Below are 26,366 nucleotides of genomic sequence, written 5' to 3' on the forward strand. Positions count from 1 at the left end.
TACTCGCTGTTCACGCTGGCGGCCATCGTCTGAGGACGGGCGCGTCACCCGTCCGCTCCACATCTGTCAGCCGACAGGTATTCGGCCCCGTGGGTTCGACTACCGGCGTATGTCCGAGCAGGGATGTTCGACACCGGGACGCCGACGGGACGGCGAGTCGTCGGCGACGACCGGACGTCTGCCCATCCAGTTCCGGCGGTCCGACCTCGCACGCCACCTCGCGTTCTTCTACGACTCCCCCGAGTGGCAACGGCGGGTCGCGGCCGCGTTCGTCGAGGCCGGACTCGACCGTGATAACCGCTGTCTGTACTTCCTCGACTCGAACACGCGGTCGACCGTCGAAACCGCGCTTCGTGCCGCCGGCATCGACGTCGACACTCGAGTCGACGCCGGCGACCTCCAGATTCGCGCGGGCTCCGACGCGTACCGGGAAGCCGCGTTCGACCCGGGGCGACTCGTCACGCTTCTCGAGGAGGCGGTCCACGAGAGCGCCGCGGACGCCTACGACGGTCTGTGGGTCGCTGGCGAGGTGTCGTGGTGCTTCCACACCGACCTCGACTACGACCACGTCGTCGAGTTCGAGGCGGAGTTCGACGCGGTCTGTCCGGACCTCCCCGTCACGTCGCTCTGTCAGTACGACCTGAACCGGTTCAGCGAAGAGTCGGTCGCGAAGGCGCTCTGGACCCACCGACAGGTCGTCTACCGCGACAGCATCTGCGAGAACCCGTTCTACGTCTCCCCCGACGAGTACCGTTCGACGACGGAGTCGTCGGTGAACGCCTCGCTCATGCTGGAACAGGCGTACCGGCTGACGGAGGCGACCAGACAGGTCGAGCGGCGCGAACAGCGACTCGCCGTCGTCGACCGGGTCCTCCGCCACGACGTCAGAAACCACCTCAACGTCGTCCGGGGCGTCCTCGAACAGGTCCGTGGGGCTGACTGGCTCGACGACGAACACGCCACCCGGGTCGCCACCGCGACCGACCACGTCGACAGGGTGGTTCAGACGGCCACCAACGCGCGATTCGTCCAGCGCACGCTGGAGGCGTCGAACGTCGGGCGACTGTCGCTCTCGTCGGTCGTCGACGATGCAGTCGAGCGCGTCGCGTCGGACTACCCGTCGGCGGAACTCTCCGTCGCCGGTGACACGGACGTCACCGTCGTCGCGGACCAGGTGCTCGACGTCGCGCTCGCGGAACTGTTCGCGTACGCGCTCGGCGCACAGGACGCTCCCGGCCGAGTGGGGGTACGCGTGGCCGACGACACCCCGGACGGCGTCCACCTCGACGTCACCGCCCCCGGTAGCCCGGTCCCGCGGAACGCCCGCCGGGCACTTCGGGACGGGCTGGAGACGCCGCTGAACCACTGCACCGGCCTCGGACTGTGGCTGGTCAAGTGGACCGTCGAGAACGGTGGTGGCAGCGTCGAGTTCCCGGCGACGGCGGACGAACCGGTCCGCCTCCGTCTCGAACGCGCACCGGTCGACTGCTGACCGCGACGGCCGCGGTTCAGACGCGCCGGTAGTGGCCCAGTCGCGTCCCATCGAGGAGGTACAGGTCGCCGTCGGGGAGCGCGTCGGGGAGGAACGGCGAGAGGAACGACTGTCCCTCGACGTTGACCCACGTCCCCCCGGAGCGGTCGTTGAACGCCGGGACGACGACGAGTTCCGGTGGCTGGCCGCGTGACGCGTCCTCGACGTCTCCCTCGAATGCCGACAGGTCGACTCGCCCGCGGAGCCACGCCCGCTCGACGCGACTCCCGCCCACCTCGTCTTCGAGTCTCACGGTCGGGTGTTCGTGTCCCACACAGACCACCTCGGCATGCAGGACGTCGCTCGCGGGCCAGGTGTGCCCGTGGACGAACCCGACGGGCCCGTGTCGCACGCCGCCGGACCCGGCGACGTCCAGTTCGAGGCTCCGTTCGGCCACCGCGTCGGCGACTCCGCCGTCGTGGTTCCCGGGGACGAGCGTCATCGGCACCCGGTCGGTCACGCGGTCCACGACCCGGACGAGTTCGTCCACTTCGTCGCCGTCGGGCGGTCCGATGCGGTGGACGAGGTCACCCAACACGAGGAGTCTGTCGGGACTCGTCTGGTCGAGGAGGCGCTCCAGTCGAGCGAGGCGGACGTCGGCCGCGCTCTCCAGTTCGACCCCGCGTTCGTAGCGCAGGCCGGCCTCGATGCCCGCGTGGTAGTCGGCGACGACGAGGACGCGCTCCGCGTCCGTCCGTGCGACCGCCGCCGGTTCGCCGGGGACCGGTTCGACGCGCGCCCGTCGCGACATCAGATGGCCTTCAGCGAGTCCTCGGTCGGCTCGTAACACTGTCCGCTCATCAGTGCGCTCTGGATGGCGTCCTCGACGGCACCGGGGTCGACCCCGTACTCGTCGACGACGCGCGCCACGACCGCTTCGCGGGAGGCTCCGTCGCCGTCGTCGAGGGCGTCCATCGCGTCGACGGCGGCGGCCTCGATGTCGACGTCCTCCGCGGCGGCCGACTCGTCCACCGCACCTTCGTCGTCGGTCCCGGTCGACTCGGCACGCTCGGCGCGCTCGGCGGCCGGTGCGCTGTCCGTCGCGGGTTCGTTCGGTGACTCGTCGCTCGCCGGCTCGGCGGTTTCGGACTCGCTGTCGGCGCGGTCCTCGCCCAGTTCCTCGTCGAGTTCGTCGACGGACGGGACGTCGATGTCTGCCTCGCCCGCCGGTGCGACCTCGCTGCCCGTGGAGAACTCGGTGCCGAACTCCTCTTCGATCTGTGCGCGCTCCTCCGGGTCGAGTTCGTACATCCCCTCCTCGTCGAGGTCGGCCTCGACACCGTCCGCGGCCGTCACGTCGTTGTCAGCGTCGGCGTCCGCGCCGACACTGCGCTCGACGGTCTCCGCCTCGCTCGTTGGGGACGACGCCGTCTCGTCGGCGTCGAAGTCGCCGAGTTCCGACCCGGCGTCGGTCGTTGCGGTCGTTCCGGCGTCACTCTCGAAGTCGCCGAGTTCGTCGTCCGCCGACGGCGTCGCGTCCGTTGGTTCGGTCGAGGTGGTCGTCTCCGCCGTCCCGCGCGCGTCGGTCTCGGCGGTCGACTCCGCCTCTCCGCTCGTCGCCGAGGTGGTTTCGGTAGACGTGGCCTCGGCGGTGTCCGCGTCGGCGCTCGGTTCGGGGGTCGAGTCGGCCGACGACGTCGACGTGTCGGGGTCGGCGCCGCCGGCGTCGTCGAACTCCGGAATCGACTCCGCGTCCGTGTCCCCGGCGGCCTCGGCCGATGCGGCCGTTCCAGCCGCCGACTCAGTCGCTTTGGCGTCGCCGGCGTCGGCGCTGGTCGCCCCGGGTTCGCGTTCGGGGTCCGACGTCGGGTCCGGAGTCGTCGTGCCGTCGTCCGTCGCGGCCGTTCCCGCTGTCGCGGACGCGGCGAGTTCGATGTCGGCCGCCAGCGCGGCGAGGTCGGCGTTCCCGTCGCCCGCACCCGGTTCACGGTCGAGTGCGCGGACGCTGTCGCGCTCGTTCGCGACGACTTCGAGCGCGTCGAGTGCGAGTCGGCGCAGCGCGGCGAGGTAGTCTGGCGTGGTCCCGTAGTGGTCGATGGCGAGGGGAATCCCCTTCGAGAGCGGTTCGTCGACGCCCGCCGCGCGGAGCGCCTCGCCGAGTTCGCCGCCGCGCAGACCGGACTGGAGCGCGGCAGCCATCACGCCGACCCGCTCGAGCGTCGCCTCGGCGGTGGAGACGGTCCACCGGTCGCGGGTGTCGGCGTCGACGCGGCTCATCGACTCCGGACGGACGGAGGTGAAGACGCGGTCGGAGTCCTCGGGCTGGAAAGTTCGGGCCTTCCCCGAGAGCGCGACGAACGCCGGGGGCGACGCCCGGTCGAGGAACGCCATCTCGTCGGGCTGGTACTGCCCGGCGTAGCTCACGAAGGCGCCCGTCGGGTCGACGATTCGGCCCCTGAGGACGTCGTCGTTCACCGGTTCCACCTCGGTCAGGACGCCGACGGCGAACAGGCGGTTCACCCGCGCGCCGGTCGGCGTCACGACGTAGTTCGGCGCACGCTCCTCGTCCGACTCCGAGTACGAGAAGGAGGCGTCGTCGAACTCGGCGGCGAACAGGCGGTAGGCGACCTCTCGGCTCGGTCGGCTCTCGTCGGCGCCGGTGGCGTCCGTGCTCGTCGCGTTCGAACTCATGCGGACACCTCCTCGCGCTCGTCGGCGACCCGTTCGAGCACCTCGTGTGCTCTCGTGGCGGGGTCGTCGTCGGATTCGGCGAACTCGTTGGCGTCGAGGTTCGCACCGTAGTCGTCGACCGAGAGGTTCCCCCTGACGCGGTACTCCCGGCCCACGACCCGGTCGCGGATGCCGTCGGCGACGACTTCCTTGTCCATCGCCTCGCGGGCCTGCTCGCGCGCCTCGGCCATCGTCCCGCCGTACACCGACTCCGTGAGGTCACGGTCGAGCACCACGGTCACGGCGCCGGTGCCGTCGTCGAGGATGGCCTTCACGCGCATGTCGTCCTCGCCGTCGACGTCGCCGTGGGTGCGACACTGGCCGTTCTGGACGACGCGTCCACACTCGGGGCACCGCTCGATGAGCCCCGACCCGTCGCGGACCTCCAGCAGGTTGCCGACCACCTCGACGTCGAACATCCCGCCCGACGAGACGGCCTCGCGAATCGACAGCTGCGGGGCGGACTCCCGGACCGCCACCGACTCCGAGAGCGGCGTGACCGTCGTGAACTCAGAGAGGTTCACCGACGGAACGCCTCGGAACTCCCGGACGTAGACGCCCTCGAGTCGGAGGCTCGCGCCCTCGGTTACGTTCTCGCGCGGTTCCCAGTCGGTGAAGGGAAGCCGGCCAGACTCGTCGCCGAGGACCCCGGAGAGGATGTCCGTCTCGCCGCTCCGACCGTTGATGGTCCGCTCTTCGACTTCGACGACGCGAACCTCGACCGCCCGCCCGCGGTCACCGGGTTCGAGGTCGGCGAGGACCGCTTCCCCGCCGATTTCGTCGTCGTACGGCGTCTCGACCGTCTCGTTCGCCATCGCCACCGTCGTCGAACTCCCGAGGTTGAGTTCGGGCGCGCCGTCCCACTCGCGGACCCCCGCGTTGCCGATGGTGACGGAGTCGCCCGCCTCGAACCCGAAGTCCTCCCACGACGTGTACGATATCTTCCCCGTCTCGTCCGCGAGTTCCCCCTCGCGGATGATCTGTTCGTCGCCCTGGTACTGGATCGAGCGCGTCCCGACCGTGAGCACCCGGGCGGTGACCGTCACGTTCCCGCTCTCGGGGGTAATCGCCCCGACGTCTTTCGCCGACGGCGCCGACCCGCTCCCCCCGGAGTCGCCGCCGTGTTTCCGCCGGACGCTCTGTTTCGCTTCCTCGATGGGGACGCTGTACTGAAGCAGATTCTGCAGGTCCGCTTTGACCTCCGCTTTGTCGACGCCGAGGGCGGAGGCGAGCTCCTCGGCATGGTCGTCGATGTCCATCGGGAGGAGGTATGGGCGGGCTCTCGTAAAAAGCGTTCCACGCACCCGGCGCCCCGGCCGAGTCAACAGGTCGGCGGGGGGTCGACGGTCTGTCGCTTCGTCCGAATCTCCACTGCCACGTCGTCGTCGACGAAAACCTGCAGATACTCGACGCTGTCGCAGTTCGACACTCGCCACTCCCGTTCGGCCCGCCGCTCCCCGTCGACAGTCGAGACGACCGAGTAGACGCCCTGCGTCTCGATGGGGTTCTCGACGTCCGCCGCGGCACCGGGGCCGAGGTCACGTCGTTCGTCGACGACCACATCGTCGCCTCGACTGACAGTGATCCCGACCCGGTGTCGCTCGTCGTCGTCGTTCCACAGGACGAACCGACCGAGGTGTCTCGCGGGGGGAGGAGTCGTGGTCGAGGCGTCGGTCGGCAGCCCGGTACTCGCAGACGTGTCCGTCGACGCCGTCCTTCCCGTCGACGGGCGTCCACTGCATCCGGACAGGGCGCCGACGACGGCGCCCGTCAGCGCGAGCACGCGACGTCGGTACACACGCACCACTCGACGCGTGGCTGTAAAGTGTCTATTGGCCCACCGCCTGGTGGGGTCAGTCCGTCGGGAGTGGTCTCGGGGACACGTCGAGTTCGCGCGCCCACCCGTCGAAGATAGGTGCCGTGAGCCGCCGTGCCTCGCGTTCGAGCAGTCGACCGACCAGCCGTCCCAGCGGGCCGTACCGGGGCAGGAAGCCGAAGGTCATCGTGACCAGCACCCCCTCGTCGCGCGGTTCCATCGCCCACTCCCCGGAGAAGGTGTGGAACAGTCGTCGGTGGAAGGGGCTCTCCGCCACGTGGACCTCGACGGCGTACCGGCGTTCGGGCTCCCAGGCGGTACAGGTCTCGGTCCAGGTCCGACCGTCGGTGTCGGTACACGCCCGGTGCATCCCCACGCCGTCGCCGTCGAGGACGTCGACTCGCGAGAGGTTGGGTGCCACCTCGGCGTACCGGTCGAAGTCGGAGATGACCGCCCAGACGTCTGCCGGCGCTGCGTCGAACAGCCGCGAGTCGACGAACTGCATCACGCCACCTCCGTCGGACGACCCGCGCCCCGGCGGAGGCCGGAGGCGACGAGCGCGAGTCCGACTACCAGGTCGACGGCCGCGACGAGAGTCGTCAGCGGCCCGAGCGAGACGAGACCGGTGAACAGCACTGCTGCGGCCACCAGGAACGCGAGGCCGGCGACGAGACGAACGGTTCGGTTCTGTCGTACCATACACCCCCGTACGCAGCCCCGGACGATAAATAACAGCAGAACTACACTTCTGTCCGGTGGGTTGCAGAAGCGCCGTTCTGTCCGTCGGGTGACTGGTCGGTCTCCCGGTGGGTCACCGCTCCCGGGCGACTGTTGTCACCCGGAGGGCCGCGTCGACGCCGACGCGGAGGCAGTCACCCCGGACCGAGAACTCGACGACGAACCCGTCCTGACCCCCACCGGCAGACGACGGCACGGCGTGTGTCGCGAGTTCCCAGAAGGGACGTACCCGGACGTCGACGCCACGGGAGTCGAAGAACCGCTGGACGTCCGGGTGGTCGAGGACGAGTGCCCAGACCGGTGCCCGCGAGACGTGTCCACAGTGCGTACAGCGCCGCTCGGCGAACGGCCCCCGCTCGGTCGACTCGACGTCACACCCGGTCTCGCTCGCACAGGTCGGGCAGACGCCCTCGAACGCGAGGAGCGAGCGGTAGCGGGTCCAGCGGTCGAGCGTCCGTGCCAGCGCGGGCGCGTCCCGGCCCGTCAGTCCCGCCGGGGGGAACTCGTTGTGCATCCAGACGGTCTCACAGTCGCCGCACGAGACGGTGCCGTGACCGTCGTAGCTCACGAGCAACGGGCCGTCACAGTCCGGACACGGGGCGCCGACCGGGGCCGGGTCGCGGACCGGTGCCTCGTTGATGACTCCCGCGAGGACCGCCCGGACGACTTCCAGCCCGGCCTGTCGGAGTTCGTAGCCGCCGTCGACCCGCCGGAGGAAGTGCCCACGGAGCTTGCCGAGGTGGTAGTTGAACCGTCCCGTGTCGGCGACCCCGACCCGGTCACGCAGGTCGGAGAACGAGACGACGTCGGCCGGCGCCTCCCACACGGCCCGGACGATGGCGAGTCTGGTCGGCTCCCCGAGGAGGGCGAACGCCGCGGCGGGCGTGAGACCCTCGTCCTCGCCGTCGGTACCGCCGGTGTCTCCCCGCTCGGCGTCGGTCGGCCGGTCACTCATGACAGGGGCTGCGACGCGGGCGCTATTAAGTTCGCGTCGGCTGTTTTCGGGCGGCACACGCCTGTGTGTCGCGGGAGGTGAGGTCGTACCGCGGCTGTGCCCGACAGTTAAGTACTCCCCCGACACAACGTCTCGCATGGCCGGCGAAGACGTCGAGTTCACCGTAGACATCGTCGACGGCGAGACGCTGATAGAGATGACGGGCGACCGGGACACCGCCGTCGTCGTCCGCTCGGAGTCGGGCGAGCGCATCTACCTCCCGCCCGAGGACTTCGAGCGTCCGCCACAGACGAGCGACAGTCCGTACCAGTCGGCGCGCAGCGACAGTCCGTACCAGTCCGCCCGCGACGACAGTCCGTACCAGTCGGCGCGCAGCGACAGTCCGTACCAGTCCGCCCGCGACGACAGTCCGTACCAGTCCGCCCGACAGCAGTTCCCCGACGAGGGCCTGCGGTCGACCCGCGACGGCTACGCCATCCGTCACCCCGAACCCGTCACAGACGTCCGGGTCCTCCGGTAACCCGACGACGCGCCGCGCGCTCGTCTCAGGCGATTCGTTCGTAGAAGTCGATGTGCTCGTCGACGACGGTGTCCCAGGTCCGTGGCTCGTACTCGAGGGGCCCCTCGAGCGACAGGCCGTGCTCGATGGCGTCCGCGAGCGACCCCGAGTCGACCTCCGCGGGGACGACGCAGGACTCGGGGATGACCTCCGCGGCCCCGCACTCAGTGGCGACGACGCGCGTTCCCACGGAGAGCGACTCGGTGATGGTGATGCCGAACGGCTCCGACAGCGAGGGGGAGACGAACAGGTCCGCCGAGGAGTAGTAGTCGCCGAGGTACTGCTCTTCGACGAAGCCCGCCCACTCGATCTGGTCCTGGACGCCCAGGAGTTCGGCGAACTTCATCAACTGCTCCGTGAGGTGCCCGCTCCCGCCCATCACGAGTGTCACGTCGTCGCGGCGGAGCTTCTCCATGGCGTAGATGAGGTGCGAGAGACCCTTCTGGTCGGTGTGTCGTCCGACGTAGAACAGCATCTTCCCGTCGATTCCCAGTTCGGCCTTGATGTCACGGCCCGTCGGTTCGACGGTCGAGAAGCCGTTGTGGATGACCTCCGACTCCCCGCCGTACTCCTCTCTCACCTTTCGAGCGGTGATGTGGCTCACCGCGATGAGTTCGTCACAGCGGTCGACGATGCGCCGTTCGGTCTCGACCTCACGCTGTGGCGGGTCGATGTTCCGGTCCGAAGAGAGCGAGTGGAACGTCGTCACCCACGTCGCGTCGGTGTTGTTCATCGCTCGCGACCCCGGGCCGTAGCCGAACCAGTCGTGGGTGTGGATGATGTCTTTCCCCTCGGCACGTTCGGCGAACTCCGCGGAGAGGCGGCCGATGCGGGTGATGATGTCACCGTCGCCTGTCGGGACGCCGACGATGTTGTCGCGGCCTTCGGGCGCGTACTCACCCGGCAAGACGAGTTCGATGTCGACGCCCCGGTCGAGGAACCGTTCGAACATCTCACCGACGAACGTGTCGAGACCACCGGTCACGTTCGGCGGATATCCCCAGCCGAGCCAGAGCACTTCGAGCGACATGATTGACACATGCTTCCGAGAGCCACTATATAATTCATGGCGATGGCCACGGTTGTCGTCAGCCCGTGGAAGTGTAGCGACGACGACTGTTCTCGGCCGCGTCCGTCGCCGGACGCCGACCGGTCCACCGACGCCGACGAAAGGTAGTTGACTCCCCCCGCTCACTCGACGGTATGGACGTCGTCGTCAACGCCGCGACGAGCGTGGACGGGAAGCTCTCGACCCGGCGTCGCCAACAGTTGCGGATCAGTGGCGAGACGGACTTCGACCGGGTCGACCGCCTCCGCGCCGCGGCCGACGCCGTCATGGTCGGCGTCGGCACCGTCCTCGCGGACGACCCCCACCTGACGCTCGACGACGACGACCGGCGCGTCCACCGCCTCCGGACGGGTCGGTCCGGGAACCCCGCCCGCGTCGTGGCCGACTCCCGGGGGCGGACCCCGCTGGACGCCCGCGTTCTCGACGACGCGGCAGAGACGCACCTCCTCGTGACTGATGCCGCCAGCGAGTCGCGCCGCGAGGCGCTCGACGGCGTGGGCGAGCACGTCTCCGTCCACGTCGTCGGGACGGACGAGTCGGGACACGCTGACCTCGCAGACGGCCTCTCGGCGCTCGAATCGGCCGGTGTCGACCGGCTCATGGTCGAAGGTGGCGGCGAACTCATCGCGTCGCTCTTCGGTGCCGAACTGGTCGACGAACTCTCGGTCTACGTCGGGTCGCTCGTCGTCGGTGGACGAGACGCGCCGACGCTCGTCGACGGCGACGGCTTCGTCGAGTCGTTCCCACGACTCGACCTCCGCGACGTCGAACGCCTCGACGACGGCGTGGTGCTGTGGTACGACGTGGTGTGACCGACCGGTACGAGATTCCCGTGTCACCCGATCCGCCGCGCTCGTGCGGCTGTGCAGCCGACTGACAACGGTTCTCAACCCTTAAGAACGTCGCGCCGCAACTGCGTCTATGAGCACTGTACAGCCCGGCGAGCCGATCCACGCGAAGAGCAAAGCACACTTCGAAGAACTCGTCGCCGAACACGACGTCGTCCTCGTCGACTTCCACGCCGACTGGTGCGGCCCGTGCAAGATGCTCGAACCCACCATCGAGGAAATCGCTGCCGAGTCCGAGGCCGCCGTCGTGAAGGTCGACATCGACGAACTGCAGGACCTCGCCCGCGACGCCGGGGTGCGGAGCGTCCCGACGCTCCAGTTCTACGCCCACGGCGAAGAGGCGAAGCGACTCATCGGCGTGCAGGACAAAGACGACCTGCTCGCGGTCGTCGCGGAACTATCGTAGACGGACGACTCTCGGTGCGGTTCTCGCAGCGCCGAGCGGCCGCGTTCACTGAATCCGCGCGTACTGCGCCTGGTGACCGTCCTCGGTGCGGTGGGCGTCGGCAAGCCGGCTGGCCTCCGCTTCGGATGCGGTGAGCGACTCGAACGAACAGTCGTGACAGACGACGTGAAACGTCTGTCGTTCCCGTGAGAGCATATCGACAAGAGACGTGGTCCCGTGTTAAGTACGCGGAGCGTGTGCGAGCTAAACCGACGCATTCAGGGGCTTAACCACCCACTAAACGAATCAGAACGGAACGTCGGAGAGGTCCGGGCGCTCGTCGTCGAAGCCGTATCCGGTCGACGCGTGCACCTCGCTGACCTCGTCGAACTCCATCACCATCCGCGACTTCAGCGCCTGAATCGTCATCGGTGAGATGCCGCACCCCGAGCAGGCCCCGGCGAGCGTGAGCCACACCTCGCCCGTCTCCTCGTCGATGCCGTCGATGCCCGCGGTGCCACCGTGCATCGCGATTTGAGGGAAGTTCCGGTTCATGAACCGCTCGAGGCGTCGTTCGAGCGGTTCCGTCTCTGTCGACGTGTCCATACGTCCTACGAGCGGGCAACGGATATAGCGCTTACTCGCGGGTCGGGGACGCGCCGCGACTGAAGTGTCGCCTTCTGCTCTTCGCCACCGCGTCCGGGCGCCCTATCGCGGCAGGGGTCGGCGGTTCACCGCGTCCGTCTCCAGCGTGGCGCGTCTCTCGGGGGCTTTGGGTCAGTCGGCCCGTCCACGGGACGGAACCAGGGTCCTCCGGCGACCCGCCCCGGGGCTGCGAGGGCTTTTAAATTCGGAGGTGGTAGCCTGCGGTATGATTTCACTCGACGAAGCGGTCACGGCTCGACTCGAATCGCACGGCGCACGCTTCGAGGTCCTCATCGACCCGGACGCCGCTCTCGCAATCAAGCGCGGGGAGTTCGACGGCGACCTGGAAGACGTCATCGCCGCCGAGGACGTCTTCGAGGACGCGTCCCGGGGGGACCGCCCGGCGGAGTCGGACCTGAAGACGGTGTTCGAGACGACGGACCCGATGGAGATTATCCCGGAGGTTGTCAAGCGCGGTGAGATACAGATTACGGCCGAACAGCGCCGCGAGATGCAAGAGCAGAAACGGAGACAGCTCATCGACCGCATCGCGCGCAACGCGGTCAACCCCCAGATGGACGACGCGCCACACCCGCCGGACCGCATCGAACGTGCCCTCGAAGAGGCCGGCTTCCGCGTCGACCCGATGGAACCCGTCGAGACACAGGTCGACGACGCCCTGGAGGCGCTTCGACCCGTCATCCCCATCCGGTTCTCCGAGGTGACCATCGCCGTCCAGGTTCCGGCGGACAAGGCCGGCAGCGCACAGGCGCGCATCCGGCAGTTCGGCGACCTCGAACGCGAGGAGTGGCAGAGCGACGGGTCGTGGGTCGGTGTCCTCACCTTCCCCGCAGGGATGCAGAACGACTTCTACGACCTCGTGAACGACGTCACGAGCGGCGAGGCGGAGACGAGAATCATCAAGGACAAGGACGACCTGAACGTTCGGTAGGTCCGCTCCGGCGCGGCGACGGGCGCCCCGCGACTATCCCTTCTTGAAGCCGATCAGGAACCCGCCGGTGAAGCCGGCCGACACCGACAGCGTCGACAGGATGGTCATGATCCAGTCGGGGGGCGTCCCCGAGGCGGCCGCCTCCCCCGTCTCGATCATACCCGCCGTCAGTCGCTCCCAGTCGACGATGAGTATCTGCCGGGACTCGAGGAACTTGAACAGGGCGAGTTCGAGTCCGATGATGATGGCGACGATTTTCGCGACCTTCTTGGCCGCGAAACCGATGATTCCGCCGACGACCGCCCCACTCCCGAGTTCGAGCCCCAGTTGCTGGAGGTTGATGTCGACCATAGCGCCACATCGCGCGGGTCAGCATAAGTCGTTTGTGGGGTTCCAGTCGGCACGTCGACAGGTTCGTCCCCAGTTCGGCGAAGGCTCGTGGCACGAGGTAACATACAATACCCGTGAGGCTGTACACGGGGTATGGAGGTGTGAGATTCCCATCACGAACGCCCGCCCGCTTAAGCCGCTCGACGGCCAACCCCCGACAACAGTGCTGGAACACACCACGGAGGCGACCCGATGAGTCGGGACGCCATCGTCGCCAAACGTGTCGACAGCGGCACGGCCGACCTCACGGAGATCCGTGACCTCGCCCGGGCGGCCGGATACGACGTCGTCGGCGAACTCACCCAGTCGCGCGAGGAGGACGCGGCGTACATGTTCGGCGAGGGGAAGGTCGAGGAACTGGCCGCGCTCGCCGTCGAGACGGGGGCGGAGGTGGTCATCGTCGACAATCGGGTCGGTCCCTACCAACTGTTCAACATCGGCTCGAAGCTCCCGGACGAAGTCGAGGTGGTCGACCGGTTCACGCTCATCCTCGATATCTTCGGCCAGCGCGCTCACACGAAGAAGGCCCAGCTACAGGTCGAACTGGCCGAACTCCGGTACGAGTTGCCGAGAGCGGAGGCGAAAGCCTCCCTCGCCAAGCGGGACGAGCGTCCCGGGTTCATGGGCCTCGGCGAGTACGACGAGAGCCGCGAACAGGACATCAAGGCGCAGATCGCCCGCATCAAACGGGAACTCGACGCCATCGCCGACAAGGAGGAGACCCGGCGGGAGGAGCGACGCGAGTCCGGGTTCGACCTCGTCGCCCTGGCGGGCTACACCAACGCCGGGAAGTCGACGTTGATGCGCCAGCTCGCCGCGGACCTCTCGGTCGACGAGAACGACGACCTCCACCCCGACCTCGACCCCACCGCCGAGTCGGAAGACCGCCTGTTCACCACGCTCGGAACGACGACCCGCCGGGCCGACACCGGGACCCGGGACGTTCTGTTGACCGACACGGTCGGCTTCATCTCGGACCTCCCGCACTGGCTGGTGGAGTCGTTCAAGTCCACGCTCGACTCGGTCTACCGCGCCGACCTCGTCCTCCTCGTCGTCGACGCCTCCGAGTCGACCGAGGAGATGCGCGAGAAACTCGTCACCTGCCACGACACGCTGTACGAGCGGAACGAAGCGCCCATCGTCACCGTGCTGAACAAAGTCGACAAGGTCGACGAGCACGAACTCGCGGAGAAGAAGCGGGCGCTGTCGGCGCTCGCGCCGAACCCCGTCGCCGTCTCGGGGCTGACGGGCGAGAACGTCGCGGAACTCACGGCCAGAATCGAGGCCGAACTCCCCGACTGGCAGCACGAACGCCTCCTCCTCCCGATGACCGACGACACGATGAGCCTCGTCTCGTGGGTCCACGACCACGGCAACGTCGAGCGCGAGGAGTACGACGGCGACTCCGTCACCCTCGAGTTCGAGGCACGGCCCGCCGTCGTGTCGAAGGCACGGGCGAAGGCCGCAGACCTGGCGGCGGTCGAGTCGGCGTAACCGGCGCAGGTGGGAAGATTCAATCACGCGAGCGCCCTTAGGTCGACCGTGACCCGTTCGCTTCTCGTCTACGACGGCAGCAACGCCATCTTCCGGGCCGCAGCCGACACGGTGACGCGGTGCTCGACCGACATCGTCGCCGTTCCCTGGAACACTGCCGAGGTCCAGGCGTTCCTCCGGGCGCAGTTCGGCGCGCGGCCGTTCGCGTTCGTCCTCGTCGAGGACGACACCGTCCACGTCGGTCGCGACACTGTCGGACGACTGCTCAGACGGCGCGGCGTCCCCACGTCGGTCGAGCGCCTCCTCACCCGGGCGTACCCGGCGGTCGCCAACCCGTTCGGGCGCGTCGTCCACGGCCGCGAACCCGCAGACATCCACGGGACGTTCCCGCTCGACGAGGCGGCGAAGACCCACCTCGACCCGCTCCGCCGGGCGCGGACGATTCCCGTCGAGTCGGCGTGACTACCCCGACAGCGCCTGCCTGATGGCGTCGTCGATGGGTGTCCGGTCGATGGGAACGACGCGCTGGAGGTCGCGTTCTTCGTCCACCGTCACCGGGTGGCGCATACTCTCGGCCAGCGGACGGGCGATGGCGTACTTGACGTCGGTCGTGAACCGGAGCCAGTGCGAGGACAGTTCCGGCGTCATCACCGGCACGGGGAGGATGAACACCCGTCTCCCCTTCTCTGCGGCGGTCAGTTCGAGCAGCGACTCGTACGACCACACGGAGGGGCCGCCGATGTCGTACGTCCCGCCGCGCGTCTCGTCGGCGTCGAGCAGACCAACGAGGTACGAGACGGTGTCGTCGACGCCGATGGGCTGACACGGCGTGCGGACCCACTCGGGGACCACCATCACCGGGAGGCGGTCGGTCAGGTCGTCGACGATACGGAAACTCGCGCTCTCGGCTCCGACGATAATCGCCGCGCGGAGCACCGTGAGGTCGAACGCCCCCTCCGACAGAACCGACTCCACCTCCCGCCGCGACGCCAGGTGGGGGGAGAGGTCACCCTCGTCGCCGCTGATTCCGCTCAGATACACCACCCGGTCGACGCCGGCACCCGACGCCGCCTCGCGGAACCGCCGGGCGTACCGCCGGTCCCGGTCGGCGAAGTTCTCGGCCGTGAGCGAGTGGATGAGGTAGTACGCCACGTCGACGTCGGCACAGAGGCCGCCGAGGGAGGCCGGGTTGCCCAGGTCACCTTCGAACGTTTCGACCCCCTTCGGGAACGACGTGTCACGGGCACTTCGGGAGAAGGCCACGACGTCGTCCCCCCGGTCGTCGAGCGCCCGCACCAGTCGGGAGCCGACGAAGCCTGTCGCGCCCGCGACGAGCACTCGCATCGTCTGTGCCTTCGGTCGAACGATAATGAGGGTTTTGTCGGCCCGGACCCGGTCGCCCGACGACAGCGGCTCAGCCCCACGCAACGACGGCGAGCCGTCTCGCGGCCGACTCTGTCGGTAGCCACCCGCGTCCGGTCCCGCCTACCTCGTCCCGTTTACCCGGAGAGTCCGACGACGCTCCCGCTCGCCGTCACGGCCCACACCCGGTTGCCGCCGAAGGCGACGTCGACGACGCTCGCTTCCGTCTCGAAGAACCACGTCGCGTCGCCGTCGGTCGTGAACTGCTGGACGCCCGGTCGTTCGCCCTCGACGCCCACGGCGAACCGACCGTCGCGGACGGCCGTGAGCGCCGCTGCGCGTCCCGTGAGTCGCTCCCTCCACAGTCGCTCGCCGTCGCCTGACAGCGCCAGCGCGTACCCGTCTCTCGTCCGGTTCCCCACGAGGACCCACCGCGCGCCCGACGTCTGCGTCGTCACCGACATCCCGGTCGTCCAGTCGGTCCCGGTGTCGTGGCTCCACGCCACGGCGCCGTCACTGTCGCCGCCGCGGACGCCGTGAACTCGTCGACGGCCGAGGAGGACGTCGCCCTCGGCCGGAGCGACGGCACTCGCGGCGGCGTCGACGCGCCACCGCACCGCACCGCTCTGGGCGTCGAAGGCGACGGTGACGCCGTCTCGCGACCCCGCGTAGACGACGCCGTCGCGCGTCGCGAGCGCGTCGACGCGGGCCCTCCCCGACTCGGTCAGCCGCGCCTCCCAGACGCGTTCGCCGTCGTCGGCGTCGACGAAGGTCCCGTCACCGCTGTCGACGGCGACGACGTGTCCGCCCTCGGTGCCGACTGTGACGGTGTCGGTGTCGCTCTCGACGGTGAGCGCGCTGGCGACTCCCGGGAGCGACGTGCGCCAGCGTTCGCTCGCGGCGTCGACGCCGACAGCGTCCGTGCCGGCGACGTACACCCGTCCGGCACGTCCGACCGGGGGAGCTTGGAGTTCGGCGACGGTGTCCGTCGCCCACTGCACCTCGCCGTCGTCGGGGTCCATCCCGACCACCCGGCCGTCTCTCCCGGCGGCGACGAACCAGACGCCCGTCTTCACCAGCCCGATGGGGGGTGAGTCGACGGCCAGCGTCTGGAAGTGGACGTCCACTCCGGAGCGGAGGGTCCGCGCGTTACAGCCGGCGACGGCCGCGGTGAGACCGGTCCCGGCGGCCGCGGCGGCGGTCCGGAGGAACTGACGGCGTGAGCGGGGAGCGCGAGGGGAGGGCATCGCAGTCTCGCACGCTGTCGTTTACGAGCCGTGATAGGTTTTCTCCTCTGTCCTCACGCCTCCTCGCGTACCGCCTTCTCCTTCTGCACCACGTGGACGTCGGTGACTCGCGTGTCGGGGTACTGCCCCGCCTCGTCTTTCTCGGCCGCCTTCACCATGTCCCAGACGACGTTCAGCCCGGTCGTCACGCCCTCCAGCGCCTCCATCTCACAGCCGGTCTTCCCCGTCGTCTCGACGGTGACGGTCAGGACGATTCGGTCCGTCTCCACTTCGAACTCGGTGTCGACGTTCGTGATGGGAATCTGGTGACACATCGGGATGGTCTCCCACGTGTGCTTGACGGCCTGGACCGCACCCACCCGCGCGGTGGCGAGCACGTCGCCCTTCCCGATGTCGTCGGCGCGAACGGCGTCGACCGTCGACGGCTGGAGGTAGATGGTCCCCCGGGCGACCGCCCGCCGGTCCGAGTCGGGCTTCGCCCCGACGTCGACCATCTGGACGTTCCCCTCCGTGTCGGTGTGGGTGAGTTCGTCGCCCGCGTCGGTCTCACGGGGGTCCTCACCGGTCGGCGCGTCGGGGTCACTCATCCCGCTCACCCCACATCGCCTCGGGGACCCGTTCGAGCAGGTCGGTCGCCACCAGCCCGAACCCGCGTTCCTCGACCACGAGGTCACCCGCCCGGCCGTTCGCGTAGGCGGCGATGGCCGCCGCGTCGAGCGGCTCTTGGGTACAGAGCACCGCGCCGGCGACCCCTGCGAGGACGTCGCCGGTGCCGCCGACGGTCATGCCCGGGTTGCCGGTCCGGTTGACTCTCGTCTCGGTCCCGTCGCTGACGACGTCGTACGCGCCCTTCACGAGCAGCGTGTGGCCGAGGTCGCTCGCGAACTCGGCGACGAGTGCCTCCCGCTCGCGCCACTCTTCGGACGTGCTACCGCCCATCTTCCGCAACTCGCCCTGGTGGGGCGTACAGACGAGCGTCGCGTCCGTCTCGACCTCGGGGACGACCTGGAGCGCGTCGGCGTCGACGACTGCCCGGCCGTCGTACCGCGCGAGGAACTCACCGACCGCCTCGAGCGTCTCCGCCGCGGCGCCGAGGCCGGGTCCGAAGACGACGACGTCGTGGTCGGCCGCTCGCTGGAGGAGGCCGTCGACGTGGTCCGGGGCCAGCGTCTCGCCCTCGAACGGCACCAGGATGAAGTTCTCGCTGTAGCCCTGAACCTCGCGGGCGACTCTCTCGGGGCAGGCGACGCGGACGAGGTCCGCTCCGGCACGGAGCGCCGCGCCCGCGGCCAGTGCCGGCGCACCGGTGTACGGCCCACCGCCGACGACGAGCACCTCGCCGTGGTCGCCCTTGTGCGACTGCGGGTCGCGGCCCAGCGCCAGCAGGTCGCCGGGGCCGGTGAACGTCTCGGCGGCGGCGGGGATGCCGATGTCCGCGACGTGTACCGTCGCGTCGAGCCGGGACAGTCCCGGCTTCTCGTCGTGGAAGGTGACGACGTGCTCCGCCTCGACGGCGACCCCCTCGGACTCGCCGGTGTCGGCGTCGACGCCCGAGGGGACGTCGACAGCGACGACAGTCGCGTCGAGCGCGTTTACCTCACGCGCGGCCGCGGCCTCGGGGTCGCGCAGCGCGCCGGTCACGCCAGTTCCGAGCATGGCGTCGACGACGACGTCCGGGTCGCCGACGTCGAGGTCCCGCGAGTCGGTCACGGTCTCGACGGCGTACTCGGCCTCCCGGAGGGCCTCGTAGTTCTCGCGGGCGATGTCGGTCGAGATGGTCTCGGGTCGCCCGAGGAGGTACGTTCGGGTGTCGAACGCATCGAGGAAGCGCGCGGCGACGAACGCGTCGCCCCCGTTGTTGCCGCGGCCGGCGACGATGGCGACGCGCTCTGCGTCCGGTGCCACTTCGCGGACGACGCGGGCGACGGCGTTCCCGCTCGACTCCATCAGCTGTTTGCGCGGCACGCCCAGCGCGGCCGCGTTGGCGTCGACGGCGGCCATCCGTCCTGCGGTTATCATGGCTCGGACTTCGGTCGGGTGGCACCTAAATGGGCGTGTCGGCTCCGTCGGGGACGCCTCCCGACCGCCGCGACGTGAGCGGCACGCCGGCGAGAACCCGACGCGTTACGGCCGTCCACTTCGCAACGCTTTACCGCCGACCACTTCGCAACGCTTTACCGCCGACCACTTCGACTCCCGCTGTGACACGCCGTCTCTTCGGGTCGCTTCTCGGGCTGGTCTTCCTCGTCAACTTCGGGCGGACCGCGTTCGCCCCGCTCCTCCCCGAACTCCAGGCGGCGTTCGACGTCGGGCCCGCGGCCGTCGGCCTCGTCGCCTCGCTAGTCTGGCTCGGCACCGGGGCCGTGCGGTTCCCCGTCGGCTACCTCCTCACACGGACACCCCGCGAACGTGTCGTCGTGGCCGCGGGCCTCCTCCTCGCCGTCGCCGCCGCGTTCACCGCGATGGCCCCCACCGTCGGACTCCTCCAGCTCGGCTCGCTCCTCGTCGGGTTGGCGTCCGGCGCGTACTTCGCCGCGGCCGTCCCCCTCATCGGTGACCTCTTCCCCGACGGGGTCGGACGGGCCGTCGGCGTCCACGGCACCGCTGCACAGTTGGCTTCCGTCGTCGCACCGACGGCCGTCGTCGTCGTCCTCGGGGTGACTTCCTGGCGTGCGGTCTTCTGGGGGCTCGCGACCGCGTGTCTCCTCGTCACCGGCGCGCTCGTCGTCGGCACCCGCGACGAGGCGGGCCCGGAGACGAGCGCGGACCGTTCCTTCCGGGCCGCGCTCGGCAACTGGCACGTCATGGGAACCGGCATCCTGATGATCGCCACGGCGGGGTTCGTCTGGCAGGGGCTGTTCAACTTCTACGTCGTCTACCTCACCACGGCCAGGGGGCTGGACGCGGCCACGGCGAGTACGCTCCTGACCGTCACCTTCGCGGCTGGCGTCCCCGCCTTCTGGGTCGGGGGACGACTCGCCGACCGCCTCCCGCACGTCCCCTACATCCTCGGACTGCTCTGTCTGTTCACGGCGGGGCTGTTCGCGTTCACCTTCGCGCGGGGAGTCGTCGGCCTCGTCGCCGTCTCGCTCCTCGTCGGCTACGCCATCCACAGCCTCTTCCCGGCGCTCGACGCGTACGTCCTGGGGGCGCTCCCCGCGGGGACGCGCGGCAGCACCTACGCCGTCTTCAGCGGCCTCTCGCTCCTCGTCGAGGCGACCGGCAGCGGCGTCGTCGGCTTCCTCGTGGAGGCCGGCTACGCCTTCGACGCCGTCTTCCGCGTCTTCGCCACCGGGATGGTCGTCGTCGTCGTCACGCTCGGGGTGCTCTCGGCCGCGGGGCGACTCCCCGACGCCTCGGCGTGAGCGTTCGTCCGCGCGAGACTATTCTGAGGATTGATACGCGATGAGGGCGTACCGTGACTCGATGGACGTGCCCGCTCGCGATTCGAGCAACCGCCGCGAAGAGTACTGGGACTGGCTCACCGTCGCGCTCTTCCTGCTCGTCACGGTGGACCTCCTGACCACCCTCGGAGCGGCCGCGCGGTTCGGCGTCGGTGCCGAGGCGAACCCGCTCGTCGCCGCCCTGCTGTCGGGGCCGCTGTGGGCACTCGTCGCCGCGAACCTCGTCGCCGTCGTCGTCGCGGCGGGCGGGTTCGCCGCGCTCCTCCGTCTGCTCCGGGAGACGCCACCCCGACTCCGGGAGCGCTTCGCGCTGACCGTCGAACTGTGGCTCGGTCTGCTCGTCGCCGGCGGCCTCCTCGTCTTCGCGAACAACCTCGCCGTCGTGGTCCACGGCGCGAGCCTGCTGTGACCCCCCGGCCTCAGAGCACCCGGTGCCGGTAGCCCTCGGCCTCGGTCGGGTTGGCGAGGCGACCGGTCTCGGCGGCCACGTCGAGCAGTTCCGCGACGAACGACTTCGGCACCTCGACGCCGATGAAGTCGTTCTCGCCCGGAACGGTCAGCCGCGCCATCGTCTTCTGGGTCCCGTGGTCGTTGTAGATGCTCCCGACCTTCTCGCCGTCGCGGCGGAACCGCAGCGTGACGTCGGTCGCTTCGAGCGTGTCGAAGTTGACCTCGAACACCATGTGGTCGTCCTCGATGCGTGCGAGCAGTCGGCCGTCGTGTTCGACGATCTTCGAGTTCACGACCCGGCTAGCGACCCCGGGAGCATATGGTCGTCGGCCGGTCTCGGGCCACGGGGCCGGCTGTCGCCGCCGGACGTTCAAATACGATGCCGACACAGTCTCGCCCGTGAGAGCCCAGGGCGACACCGCTTTGTGTGACGGGGAGCGAGAGGCGGGCGTGCAGTGGGAGGAGGTGTTCGGCCACGACTCGCCGTACCCCGAGCAGGTCGACGGCATCGAGACGGCCATCGAAGTCGGCAGGGAGGGGGGCTTCACCGTCGTCGAGGGGGCCTGCGGGACCGGCAAGACGATGCTGGCGCTCACCGCCGGCGTCGAACTCGTCCGCGACCCCGACAGCGACTACGAGCGGGTGCTGGTGCTGACGAGCGTCAAGCAGCAACTCCGGCAGTTCGAGGCCGACGTCGAGACCATCAACGCGAACCTACCGGCGGAGTGGCGGCCCGTCTCGGCGCTCACGCTCGTCGGCAAGGCGGACGTCTGTCCGTACGCCCGCGAGCGCCGCGGCGGCATCGACACGACGAACGTGTACGAGCGATGCGAGGGGCTCCGCGAACGCACCCGGAACCTCTCGGCCGAGGACGGCCCGACCACCGCCGGCGCGCTCGAACGGGAGGCCCGACAGGCGCAGACGGGGCTCGCGGACTCGGGGGCCGGCGGCGTGCGCTACCTCGAGACGGCCGGCGAGGCGACGCCGTACCTCCCGGAGATGCCCGAGTACGACGGGACGGAGTTCTGTCCGTTCTACGCGCGGTACCTCGACGACCTGCCCGAGGACGGCGACCCCGCCGAGGCCATCCCCTTCGCGTTCGACGACCGCGGCCTCGTCGACACCGAGACGCTCGTGGGCCTCGCCGCCTCCCACGGGAGCTGTCCACACTCGGTGATGGGCGCGCTCCTCCCCGAAGTCGAAGTCGTCGTCGGCAACTACTACCACGCGTTCGACCCGACGACGGCGGCGACGTTCACCGGAGCCCTGCTGGACGAGTCGACGTTCGTCGTCTGCGACGAGGCGCACATGCTCGAACCCAGAGTGCGTGACCTCGTGAGCGACGGCGTGAGCGACGTCACCCTCAGGGACGCCGTCACCGAACTCAACCGCATCGTCACGCCGCTGGAGTTCGACGACGCGGGGCTCGAGAGCGAGCGCCGCGAACCCGACGACGCGAGACTCGTCCGCGAGGAGTTCGACGACGCCGACGTGACGCTGGCGGAAGTCCGCTCGCTCCGGGACGCCGTCGGCGCCCTCCGCGACGAACTCGGCCGCCGCGTCGAGTCGTATCTGGACCGCGAGCGGCCCGACTGGCGCGCCTCGCTCGACGACGTCCCGGAGACGTTCGAGGACCACGAACTCCCGCTCAGGGACCCGGCGTCGACCGACGAGGACGAACTCACCCGGTGGGCCCGGCGGGAGGGCCACCTCGACGCGTGGACGCGGGCCGAGGCCGTCGGGGCCGTCGTCGCGCGCGTCCTGAACGAACTCGACGACGAGGACCGGACGCGGGCGGTGACGGCGGCCGGGCGAGCGCTCACGGCGTGGCGGGCGCTCGACCACGGGAACTACTTCCGCGAACTCGAACTCGAACGGACGTGGGACGAGACGGCCACGGGGTGGCGTCGCGGCTACAACGCCCGCCTCGCGCTCCACAACTGCCTCCCAGGAGACGCCATCGCCGACCGCCTCTCCGAGTTCGGCGGCGGCGTCCTCATGAGCGCGACGCTCGAACCGATGGACGTGTTCCGGCAGGTGACGGGTCTCGACTCGCTCGCCGGTCGGGGGCGACCGGTCGTCGAACGGACCTACGGACTGGGCTTCCCCGAGGAGCACCGCGAGAGCTTCGCCGTCGACGCGCCGAAGTACACGTACGAGAACCGTGGAGCGGTCGGCTCGGAGACGGAGACGCGGGAGGTGTACGTCGACGCCGCCTGTGCGGTGGCCCGCTCGCCGGGCAACGTCCTCGTCGGGATGCCGAACTACGCGGAGGCGCGGTGGATGGCCGACCGCCTCGACGACAGACTCGACACGGACGTCCTCGTCGACGAGTCCTCGGGCGACGCCGCGACGGAGTCGCTGAAGAGCGAGTTCTTCGCCGGCCCCGGGAAGGTGCTGGTGACGAGTCTCCGCGGGACCCTGACGGAAGGCGTCGACTACCGTGGCGACCGGCTGTCGGCGGCCGTCGTCTGTGGCGTCCCCATCGTCGACACGTCGAGTCCGCGGACCGAGGCCCTCCGGGCGGCGTACGACCGCGCCTTCGGCGACGGCTTCCGGACTGCGCTCCTCGTGCCCGCGGTGAGAAAGGCCCGGCAGGCGCTCGGGCGCGTCATCCGTGGCGCCGACGAGCGGGGGGTTCGCGTCCTCGTCGACGAACGCTACGCGCGTGACTCGTGGGACAGCGTCCGGGGATTCCTCCCGCCGACCGAACGCGAGGAGTTCCGTCCCGTCAGCGCCGACATGCTCTCGTTCGGACTCGACCGGTTCTGGTCGGCCCGCGACTGAGATACGCGCGCGAGACCGGCGTCAGGCCCGTTCGCTCTCGTCCCACGTCTCGCGACAGTCGGTGCTGCAGAAGTGTCTGACCTGGATCTGTCTGTCGGCGACCCAGGTGACGACGTGATGGTTCGGGTCACGGACGAGCTTCGTCCCACAGCCGGCACAGGTCGGCGCGTTGCTCTCGTCGACGTCCTCGTCGAGGTCGGAGGTCGGGTCAACCATCTCACGGATGGAACCCCGGCTGGCTACTTCAAACCGGCACTTTCTGCCCGCAGCGCGAGCGCTGGCGTCAACTCGGTCAATGCCGACTCTCGTCACCGCCGGGTGTGTGGATCGGTCTCTCCCGCGGTCTGACACAGCACGGCTCACACTATCTGTCCCCTAGTCTATATATTCGACTGAGCAGCGTTCGTGCCGAACGACGGCGAGTCGTCGCCCGATGGCCGTCCACTCCGACACGGTCGGCACCACGAGGGAACGCTCGTTCGACCTCCACAGCGTCGTCGTCAGCGAACGAACACCGGGCGGACCGCTGCACCGTCTATCCCCGGGAACGCTCGCACTACGAGCGACTGGAGACGTGGCTCTCCGCGGACGAGGAGGCGTTCGTCTCCCTGTGTGAGATGCGGTGAGTCGGGCGGATCATCTCGCGGAGGTCGAGCGGGTCGACGGGGAGGCGATGCTCCTCCCACATGTGTGTCGCCATCGTGTCGACGAGCGAACCCTCGTCCCGTCCCTCGACTTCGTAGTCGCAGTCGGGGACGCACGTCACGTAGTGGAGGGGACTAGATTGCACAGTACTCCTCAATAGACGCATATATTAAAAGCTTCGCGTGTGGAAGAGGACGAATGTCTTCACTCCGGCGGCGAGAGATGGAATTAAGTCCACTATTTCGAGATATTACTACTGGTATCAGAGAGTTTCGAGCGGAATACCTGTCAGTTCGACCAGCGGACGTCGGAGAGCGTCTGCTGGACGGCCTCCTCACCCACGGCAGCCGCCAGCGCCTCGAATCCCTGTCGTTCGGTGCGGTCCCGGGCGTTCGCCACGAGTCTCGAGACGATGAACTCGGGCGTGGACGTGCCGATTTCGCCGAAGCGTGGCTGGTAGTCGACCTCCAGTTCGAGGTCCGCCGTGAGTCCTTCCGCGAAGATGCCGTCGATTCGCGCTTCGGCGGGAAGCGGCGAGAGGTCGTCCGCGAGGTGGGTGACGTACACGCCGAGCGCCTCGCGGTCGACGGTGAGCGACACGAGACCGTTGAGGAGGTCCGCTGCCCGACCGGGTTCGGTGATGGCCTCGAACTCGTCGACGAGCATCAGCGTCCGTCCGTCGCGCGAGAGCGGCGGGACGATGGCCTTCAGCGTCGACTCCAGGACGCCGGCGTTGAACGAGGCGTGCCGGCGGTGGAACACGACGGCGTCGAACCGACCCACCTCGGCGCGCTCGGCCGGAACGGGGAGTCCCATCGACGCGAGGAGCGCGACCTGACAGAGCGTCTCCAGCAGGGTCGTCTTCCCCCCGCTGTTGGCGCCGGTGAGCACGGCGACCCGGTCGGACGACGGCGCCGACAGGGAGTGGCTGCCGATGCCGTACGACACCGGCTGTGGGTCCGACAGGGCGAGATTCCGCGCTTGGTCCACCGCGAGGCCGTCCTCGACGAGCGACGGCCTGGTGAGGTCGTTCGCGTCGGCGAAGCGTCCGAGCGAGAGCGCGACGGCGATGTCGTCGACTGCCGACACCGCCCGTTCGACGTCCTCCCGGACGGCGTCAACCGTCTCCGCCAGTTCGGCGCTGACCGCCGCCTCCCGCTCGTCGACCTGGTCACGGAGGTCCGAGACCAGCGCCCGGAGCGAGGTGGAGACGAAATCCGCCGCGTCGACGGCGTCGTCGGCCGTCGCCGCCGTCACCGTCCCCCGGGGGAGGTCCGTCTCCGCCGCGACGTGCTCGACGAACGCGTTCTGGAACTCCGAGAGGTCGCGGACGCCCCGCTCGCGGATGCGGTCGATGAGGTCGAATGCGCTCCCCTCCAGCTCCTCGGCGGCCGCCAACTGCGTCCGGAGTCGGTCGAGTTCGCCGTCGGCACCGGCCGCGACGTCGTCGCCGCCCTCGAGTGCCTCCAGCGCGTCGGCCGCCTCGGCGAGTCGGTCCTCGTCGACGCCGTCGAGGGCCGCGAACGTCTCCCCGTCGAGTCCCGCCGCTCGAAGCGCGAGCGCGGCACGGACGGCGGCCGGTCTCGTCGCCGCCGCCTCGTCGTAGGCCGCGAACGCGTCGACGACTCGCTCCCGGCCGTCGTCGTCGAGCGCACGCCACGCGTCACGGGCGGCGAGTGCCTCGTCCAGTCGGGCCTCCTGCTCCCCCCGGTCGGTCAGCGGGGTGAGGACGCGAATCCGGTCGGCCGCGTGCGCCGTGAGTGCGTGCGAGGCCGCTCGCGTCACCAGTTCGTCGTAGACTTTCCGGACGTCACGCGTCGCCAGCAGGTCCATGCCGGCCTGCCCCTGTGCCCGCCTCAGGATGCGGGTCGCTCGACCACGCGTCACCCCGGCGTCGACGAGCAGTCGGACGTCCGCCGACTCGATCGCGTCGATGGCCTCGGCCTCTCCGAGCGACTCGCGGAGTCGCTCGGCCGTCTTCGGGCCGACGCCCCAGAAGTCCTGCAGTCCCATACCCGTGGCTACGCCGGACGGGCCTTAGTGGTTTGTCGAATCCGACTGGTCAGCGGGCGGTGGCGTCCTCCAGCGCCTCTTCGGTCCGCGGCGAGTCCGAGAGTCCGGCGAGTGTCCGTGCCAAGAGGGCCGTCGCCGTCTCGTGGTCGGCGCGTGAGGACTGGAGTGCCATCGGCGTCGTCCCGAGGGCGTGGTACGCCGAGAAGTCGTCGCGCTCGGCGACGCCCCACTCGACGTACGCCTCGGCCACCCGGACCAGGAGGGCGTGGAGGTGGACGAGTTCGTTTTTGTTCACAGCGAATCTAGTAGGCACTCGAGATTCGTAAGTGGCGCGGTGAGTCGGGTGTTACCGAGGGACTCGGGCGAGACGCGAGCCAGTCGGTCGTCGCAGGGTCAGTCGGTCATC

Annotated in this window: 30 protein-coding genes; 10 read left to right on the forward strand and 20 right to left on the reverse strand. The window is 69.5% G+C overall.

Features of this window, described 5'->3' with window-relative positions; genetic code table 11:
- The first annotated feature begins 109 nt into the window (after positions 1-109).
- Positions 110-1,492: an MEDS domain-containing protein gene (locus ACESK5_RS12060; RefSeq protein WP_372911815.1), complete on the forward strand. Its 1,383-nt coding sequence runs from the start codon at positions 110-112 to the stop codon at positions 1,490-1,492.
- Positions 1,493-1,508: 16 nt separating this feature from the next.
- Here ACESK5_RS12060 and ACESK5_RS12065 read toward each other — a convergent pair whose 3' ends face one another.
- The 7 genes from ACESK5_RS12065 to ACESK5_RS12095 all read right to left on the reverse strand — a co-directional run bounded on the left by ACESK5_RS12065 (position 1,509) and on the right by ACESK5_RS12095 (position 7,710).
- Positions 1,509-2,282, reverse strand: coding sequence for a metallophosphoesterase (locus ACESK5_RS12065; RefSeq protein WP_372911816.1), 774 nt, complete (start codon positions 2,280-2,282; stop codon positions 1,509-1,511).
- Positions 2,282-4,162: a hypothetical protein gene (locus ACESK5_RS12070; protein WP_372911817.1), complete on the reverse strand. Its 1,881-nt coding sequence runs from the start codon at positions 4,160-4,162 to the stop codon at positions 2,282-2,284. The genes ACESK5_RS12065 and ACESK5_RS12070 overlap by 1 nt, the downstream gene beginning before the upstream one ends.
- Entirely contained in the window at positions 4,159-5,460 is a 1,302-nt protein-coding gene (locus ACESK5_RS12075) for a Single-stranded DNA binding protein (protein WP_372911818.1), read from the reverse strand. The genes ACESK5_RS12070 and ACESK5_RS12075 overlap by 4 nt, the downstream gene beginning before the upstream one ends.
- A 62-nt stretch (positions 5,461-5,522) precedes the next feature.
- On the reverse strand, positions 5,523-5,762 hold the full coding sequence (locus tag ACESK5_RS12080) for a hypothetical protein (protein WP_372911819.1): 240 nt from the start codon (positions 5,760-5,762) through the stop codon (positions 5,523-5,525).
- Between the two features lie 292 nt (positions 5,763-6,054).
- A complete protein-coding gene (locus tag ACESK5_RS12085) occupies positions 6,055-6,522 on the reverse strand; it encodes a type II toxin-antitoxin system RatA family toxin (protein ID WP_372911820.1) in 468 nt (155 codons plus the stop codon).
- Positions 6,522-6,716: a hypothetical protein gene (locus ACESK5_RS12090; RefSeq protein WP_372911821.1), complete on the reverse strand. Its 195-nt coding sequence runs from the start codon at positions 6,714-6,716 to the stop codon at positions 6,522-6,524. Before ACESK5_RS12090 ends, ACESK5_RS12085 begins: the two co-directional genes overlap by 1 nt.
- Before the next feature lie 112 nt (positions 6,717-6,828).
- Entirely contained in the window at positions 6,829-7,710 is an 882-nt protein-coding gene (locus ACESK5_RS12095) for a winged helix-turn-helix domain-containing protein (RefSeq protein WP_372911822.1), read from the reverse strand.
- A 136-nt stretch (positions 7,711-7,846) separates the two neighbouring features.
- On the opposite strand from ACESK5_RS12095, the gene ACESK5_RS12100 reads away from it, so the two are divergent.
- Positions 7,847-8,230: a hypothetical protein gene (locus tag ACESK5_RS12100; protein WP_372911823.1), complete on the forward strand. Its 384-nt coding sequence runs from the start codon at positions 7,847-7,849 to the stop codon at positions 8,228-8,230.
- A gap of 25 nt (positions 8,231-8,255) precedes the next feature.
- Here the strand turns inward: ACESK5_RS12100 and ACESK5_RS12105 are convergent, their stop codons facing one another.
- Positions 8,256-9,299, reverse strand: coding sequence for a glycosyltransferase family 4 protein (locus ACESK5_RS12105; protein ID WP_372911824.1), 1,044 nt, complete (start codon positions 9,297-9,299; stop codon positions 8,256-8,258).
- A 173-nt stretch (positions 9,300-9,472) separates the two neighbouring features.
- Between ACESK5_RS12105 and ACESK5_RS12110 the strand changes: the two genes are divergently transcribed.
- Positions 9,473-10,150, forward strand: a complete 678-nt coding sequence (locus ACESK5_RS12110) for a 2,5-diamino-6-(ribosylamino)-4(3H)-pyrimidinone 5'-phosphate reductase (protein WP_372911825.1) — start codon at positions 9,473-9,475, stop codon at positions 10,148-10,150.
- A gap of 109 nt (positions 10,151-10,259) precedes the next feature.
- Positions 10,260-10,592 (forward strand): thioredoxin, encoded by a 333-nt coding sequence (trxA, locus tag ACESK5_RS12115; protein WP_372911826.1) that lies wholly within the window; start codon positions 10,260-10,262, stop codon positions 10,590-10,592.
- A 45-nt stretch (positions 10,593-10,637) separates the two neighbouring features.
- Here trxA and ACESK5_RS12120 read toward each other — a convergent pair whose 3' ends face one another.
- Together ACESK5_RS12120 and ACESK5_RS12125 are read right to left on the reverse strand one after the other, a co-directional pair.
- A complete protein-coding gene (locus tag ACESK5_RS12120) occupies positions 10,638-10,787 on the reverse strand; it encodes a hypothetical protein (protein WP_372911827.1) in 150 nt (49 codons plus the stop codon).
- Positions 10,788-10,877: 90 nt separating this feature from the next.
- Positions 10,878-11,177 (reverse strand): NifU family protein, encoded by a 300-nt coding sequence (locus ACESK5_RS12125; RefSeq protein WP_372911828.1) that lies wholly within the window; start codon positions 11,175-11,177, stop codon positions 10,878-10,880.
- 265 nt (positions 11,178-11,442) lie between these two features.
- Here ACESK5_RS12125 and ACESK5_RS12130 point away from each other — a divergent pair, with 265 nt between their 5' ends.
- A complete protein-coding gene (locus ACESK5_RS12130; RefSeq protein WP_372911829.1) occupies positions 11,443-12,168 on the forward strand; it encodes a ribosome assembly factor SBDS in 726 nt (241 codons plus the stop codon).
- Positions 12,169-12,201: 33 nt separating this feature from the next.
- On the opposite strand, the gene ACESK5_RS12135 is transcribed toward ACESK5_RS12130, so the two are convergent.
- Entirely contained in the window at positions 12,202-12,519 is a 318-nt protein-coding gene (locus ACESK5_RS12135) for an FUN14 domain-containing protein (protein WP_372911830.1), read from the reverse strand.
- A 231-nt stretch (positions 12,520-12,750) separates the two neighbouring features.
- On the opposite strand from ACESK5_RS12135, the gene hflX reads away from it, so the two are divergent.
- Both hflX and ACESK5_RS12145 read left to right on the forward strand, forming a co-directional pair.
- Positions 12,751-14,052, forward strand: coding sequence for a GTPase HflX (gene hflX / locus ACESK5_RS12140; protein ID WP_372911831.1), 1,302 nt, complete (start codon positions 12,751-12,753; stop codon positions 14,050-14,052).
- Between the two features lie 48 nt (positions 14,053-14,100).
- Entirely contained in the window at positions 14,101-14,514 is a 414-nt protein-coding gene (locus ACESK5_RS12145; protein WP_372911834.1) for a hypothetical protein, read from the forward strand.
- On the opposite strand, the gene ACESK5_RS12150 is transcribed toward ACESK5_RS12145, so the two are convergent.
- The 4 genes from ACESK5_RS12150 to ACESK5_RS12165 form a co-directional block, all read right to left on the reverse strand.
- A complete protein-coding gene (locus ACESK5_RS12150) occupies positions 14,515-15,396 on the reverse strand; it encodes an NAD(P)H-binding protein (RefSeq protein ID WP_372911835.1) in 882 nt (293 codons plus the stop codon).
- A gap of 155 nt (positions 15,397-15,551) precedes the next feature.
- Entirely contained in the window at positions 15,552-16,661 is a 1,110-nt protein-coding gene (locus tag ACESK5_RS12155; RefSeq protein ID WP_372911836.1) for a PQQ-binding-like beta-propeller repeat protein, read from the reverse strand.
- Between the two features lie 53 nt (positions 16,662-16,714).
- A complete protein-coding gene (gene moaC, locus ACESK5_RS12160) occupies positions 16,715-17,248 on the reverse strand; it encodes a cyclic pyranopterin monophosphate synthase MoaC (protein ID WP_372911837.1) in 534 nt (177 codons plus the stop codon).
- A complete protein-coding gene (locus ACESK5_RS12165; RefSeq protein ID WP_372911838.1) occupies positions 17,241-18,680 on the reverse strand; it encodes an NAD(P)H-hydrate dehydratase in 1,440 nt (479 codons plus the stop codon). Before ACESK5_RS12165 ends, moaC begins: the two co-directional genes overlap by 8 nt.
- A gap of 182 nt (positions 18,681-18,862) precedes the next feature.
- On the opposite strand from ACESK5_RS12165, the gene ACESK5_RS12170 reads away from it, so the two are divergent.
- Complete coding sequence (locus ACESK5_RS12170; RefSeq protein ID WP_372911839.1) at positions 18,863-20,026, forward strand: MFS transporter; 1,164 nt, start codon at positions 18,863-18,865, stop codon at positions 20,024-20,026.
- Positions 20,027-20,087: 61 nt separating this feature from the next.
- On the forward strand, positions 20,088-20,474 hold the full coding sequence (locus ACESK5_RS12175) for a hypothetical protein (RefSeq protein WP_372911840.1): 387 nt from the start codon (positions 20,088-20,090) through the stop codon (positions 20,472-20,474).
- Between the two features lie 10 nt (positions 20,475-20,484).
- Here ACESK5_RS12175 and ACESK5_RS12180 read toward each other — a convergent pair whose 3' ends face one another.
- On the reverse strand, positions 20,485-20,748 hold the full coding sequence (locus ACESK5_RS12180) for a hypothetical protein (RefSeq protein WP_372911845.1): 264 nt from the start codon (positions 20,746-20,748) through the stop codon (positions 20,485-20,487).
- Between the two features lie 217 nt (positions 20,749-20,965).
- Between ACESK5_RS12180 and ACESK5_RS12185 the strand changes: the two genes are divergently transcribed.
- The gene (locus tag ACESK5_RS12185; RefSeq protein WP_372911846.1) at positions 20,966-23,302 is read left to right on the forward strand and encodes an ATP-dependent DNA helicase; all 2,337 of its coding nucleotides are present in this window, start codon (positions 20,966-20,968) and stop codon (positions 23,300-23,302) included.
- A 21-nt stretch (positions 23,303-23,323) separates the two neighbouring features.
- Here ACESK5_RS12185 and ACESK5_RS12190 read toward each other — a convergent pair whose 3' ends face one another.
- From ACESK5_RS12190 to ACESK5_RS12205, 4 genes are all read right to left on the reverse strand, one after another.
- Positions 23,324-23,518, reverse strand: a complete 195-nt coding sequence (locus ACESK5_RS12190) for a hypothetical protein (RefSeq protein WP_372911841.1) — start codon at positions 23,516-23,518, stop codon at positions 23,324-23,326.
- Positions 23,519-23,858: 340 nt separating this feature from the next.
- Positions 23,859-24,092 carry a DUF1059 domain-containing protein gene (locus tag ACESK5_RS12195; protein ID WP_372911842.1) on the reverse strand — a complete coding sequence of 78 codons (234 nt, stop codon included), beginning with the start codon at positions 24,090-24,092 and terminating at the stop codon, positions 23,859-23,861.
- 143 nt (positions 24,093-24,235) lie between these two features.
- Positions 24,236-25,960 (reverse strand): DNA mismatch repair protein, encoded by a 1,725-nt coding sequence (locus tag ACESK5_RS12200; protein ID WP_372911843.1) that lies wholly within the window; start codon positions 25,958-25,960, stop codon positions 24,236-24,238.
- 49 nt (positions 25,961-26,009) lie between these two features.
- Positions 26,010-26,255: a UPF0058 family protein gene (locus ACESK5_RS12205; protein ID WP_372911844.1), complete on the reverse strand. Its 246-nt coding sequence runs from the start codon at positions 26,253-26,255 to the stop codon at positions 26,010-26,012.
- Between the last annotated feature and the right edge of the window lie 111 nt (positions 26,256-26,366).

Source organism: Salinigranum sp., from assembly GCF_041641895.1.
GTDB lineage: Archaea > Halobacteriota > Halobacteria > Halobacteriales > Haloferacaceae > Salinigranum.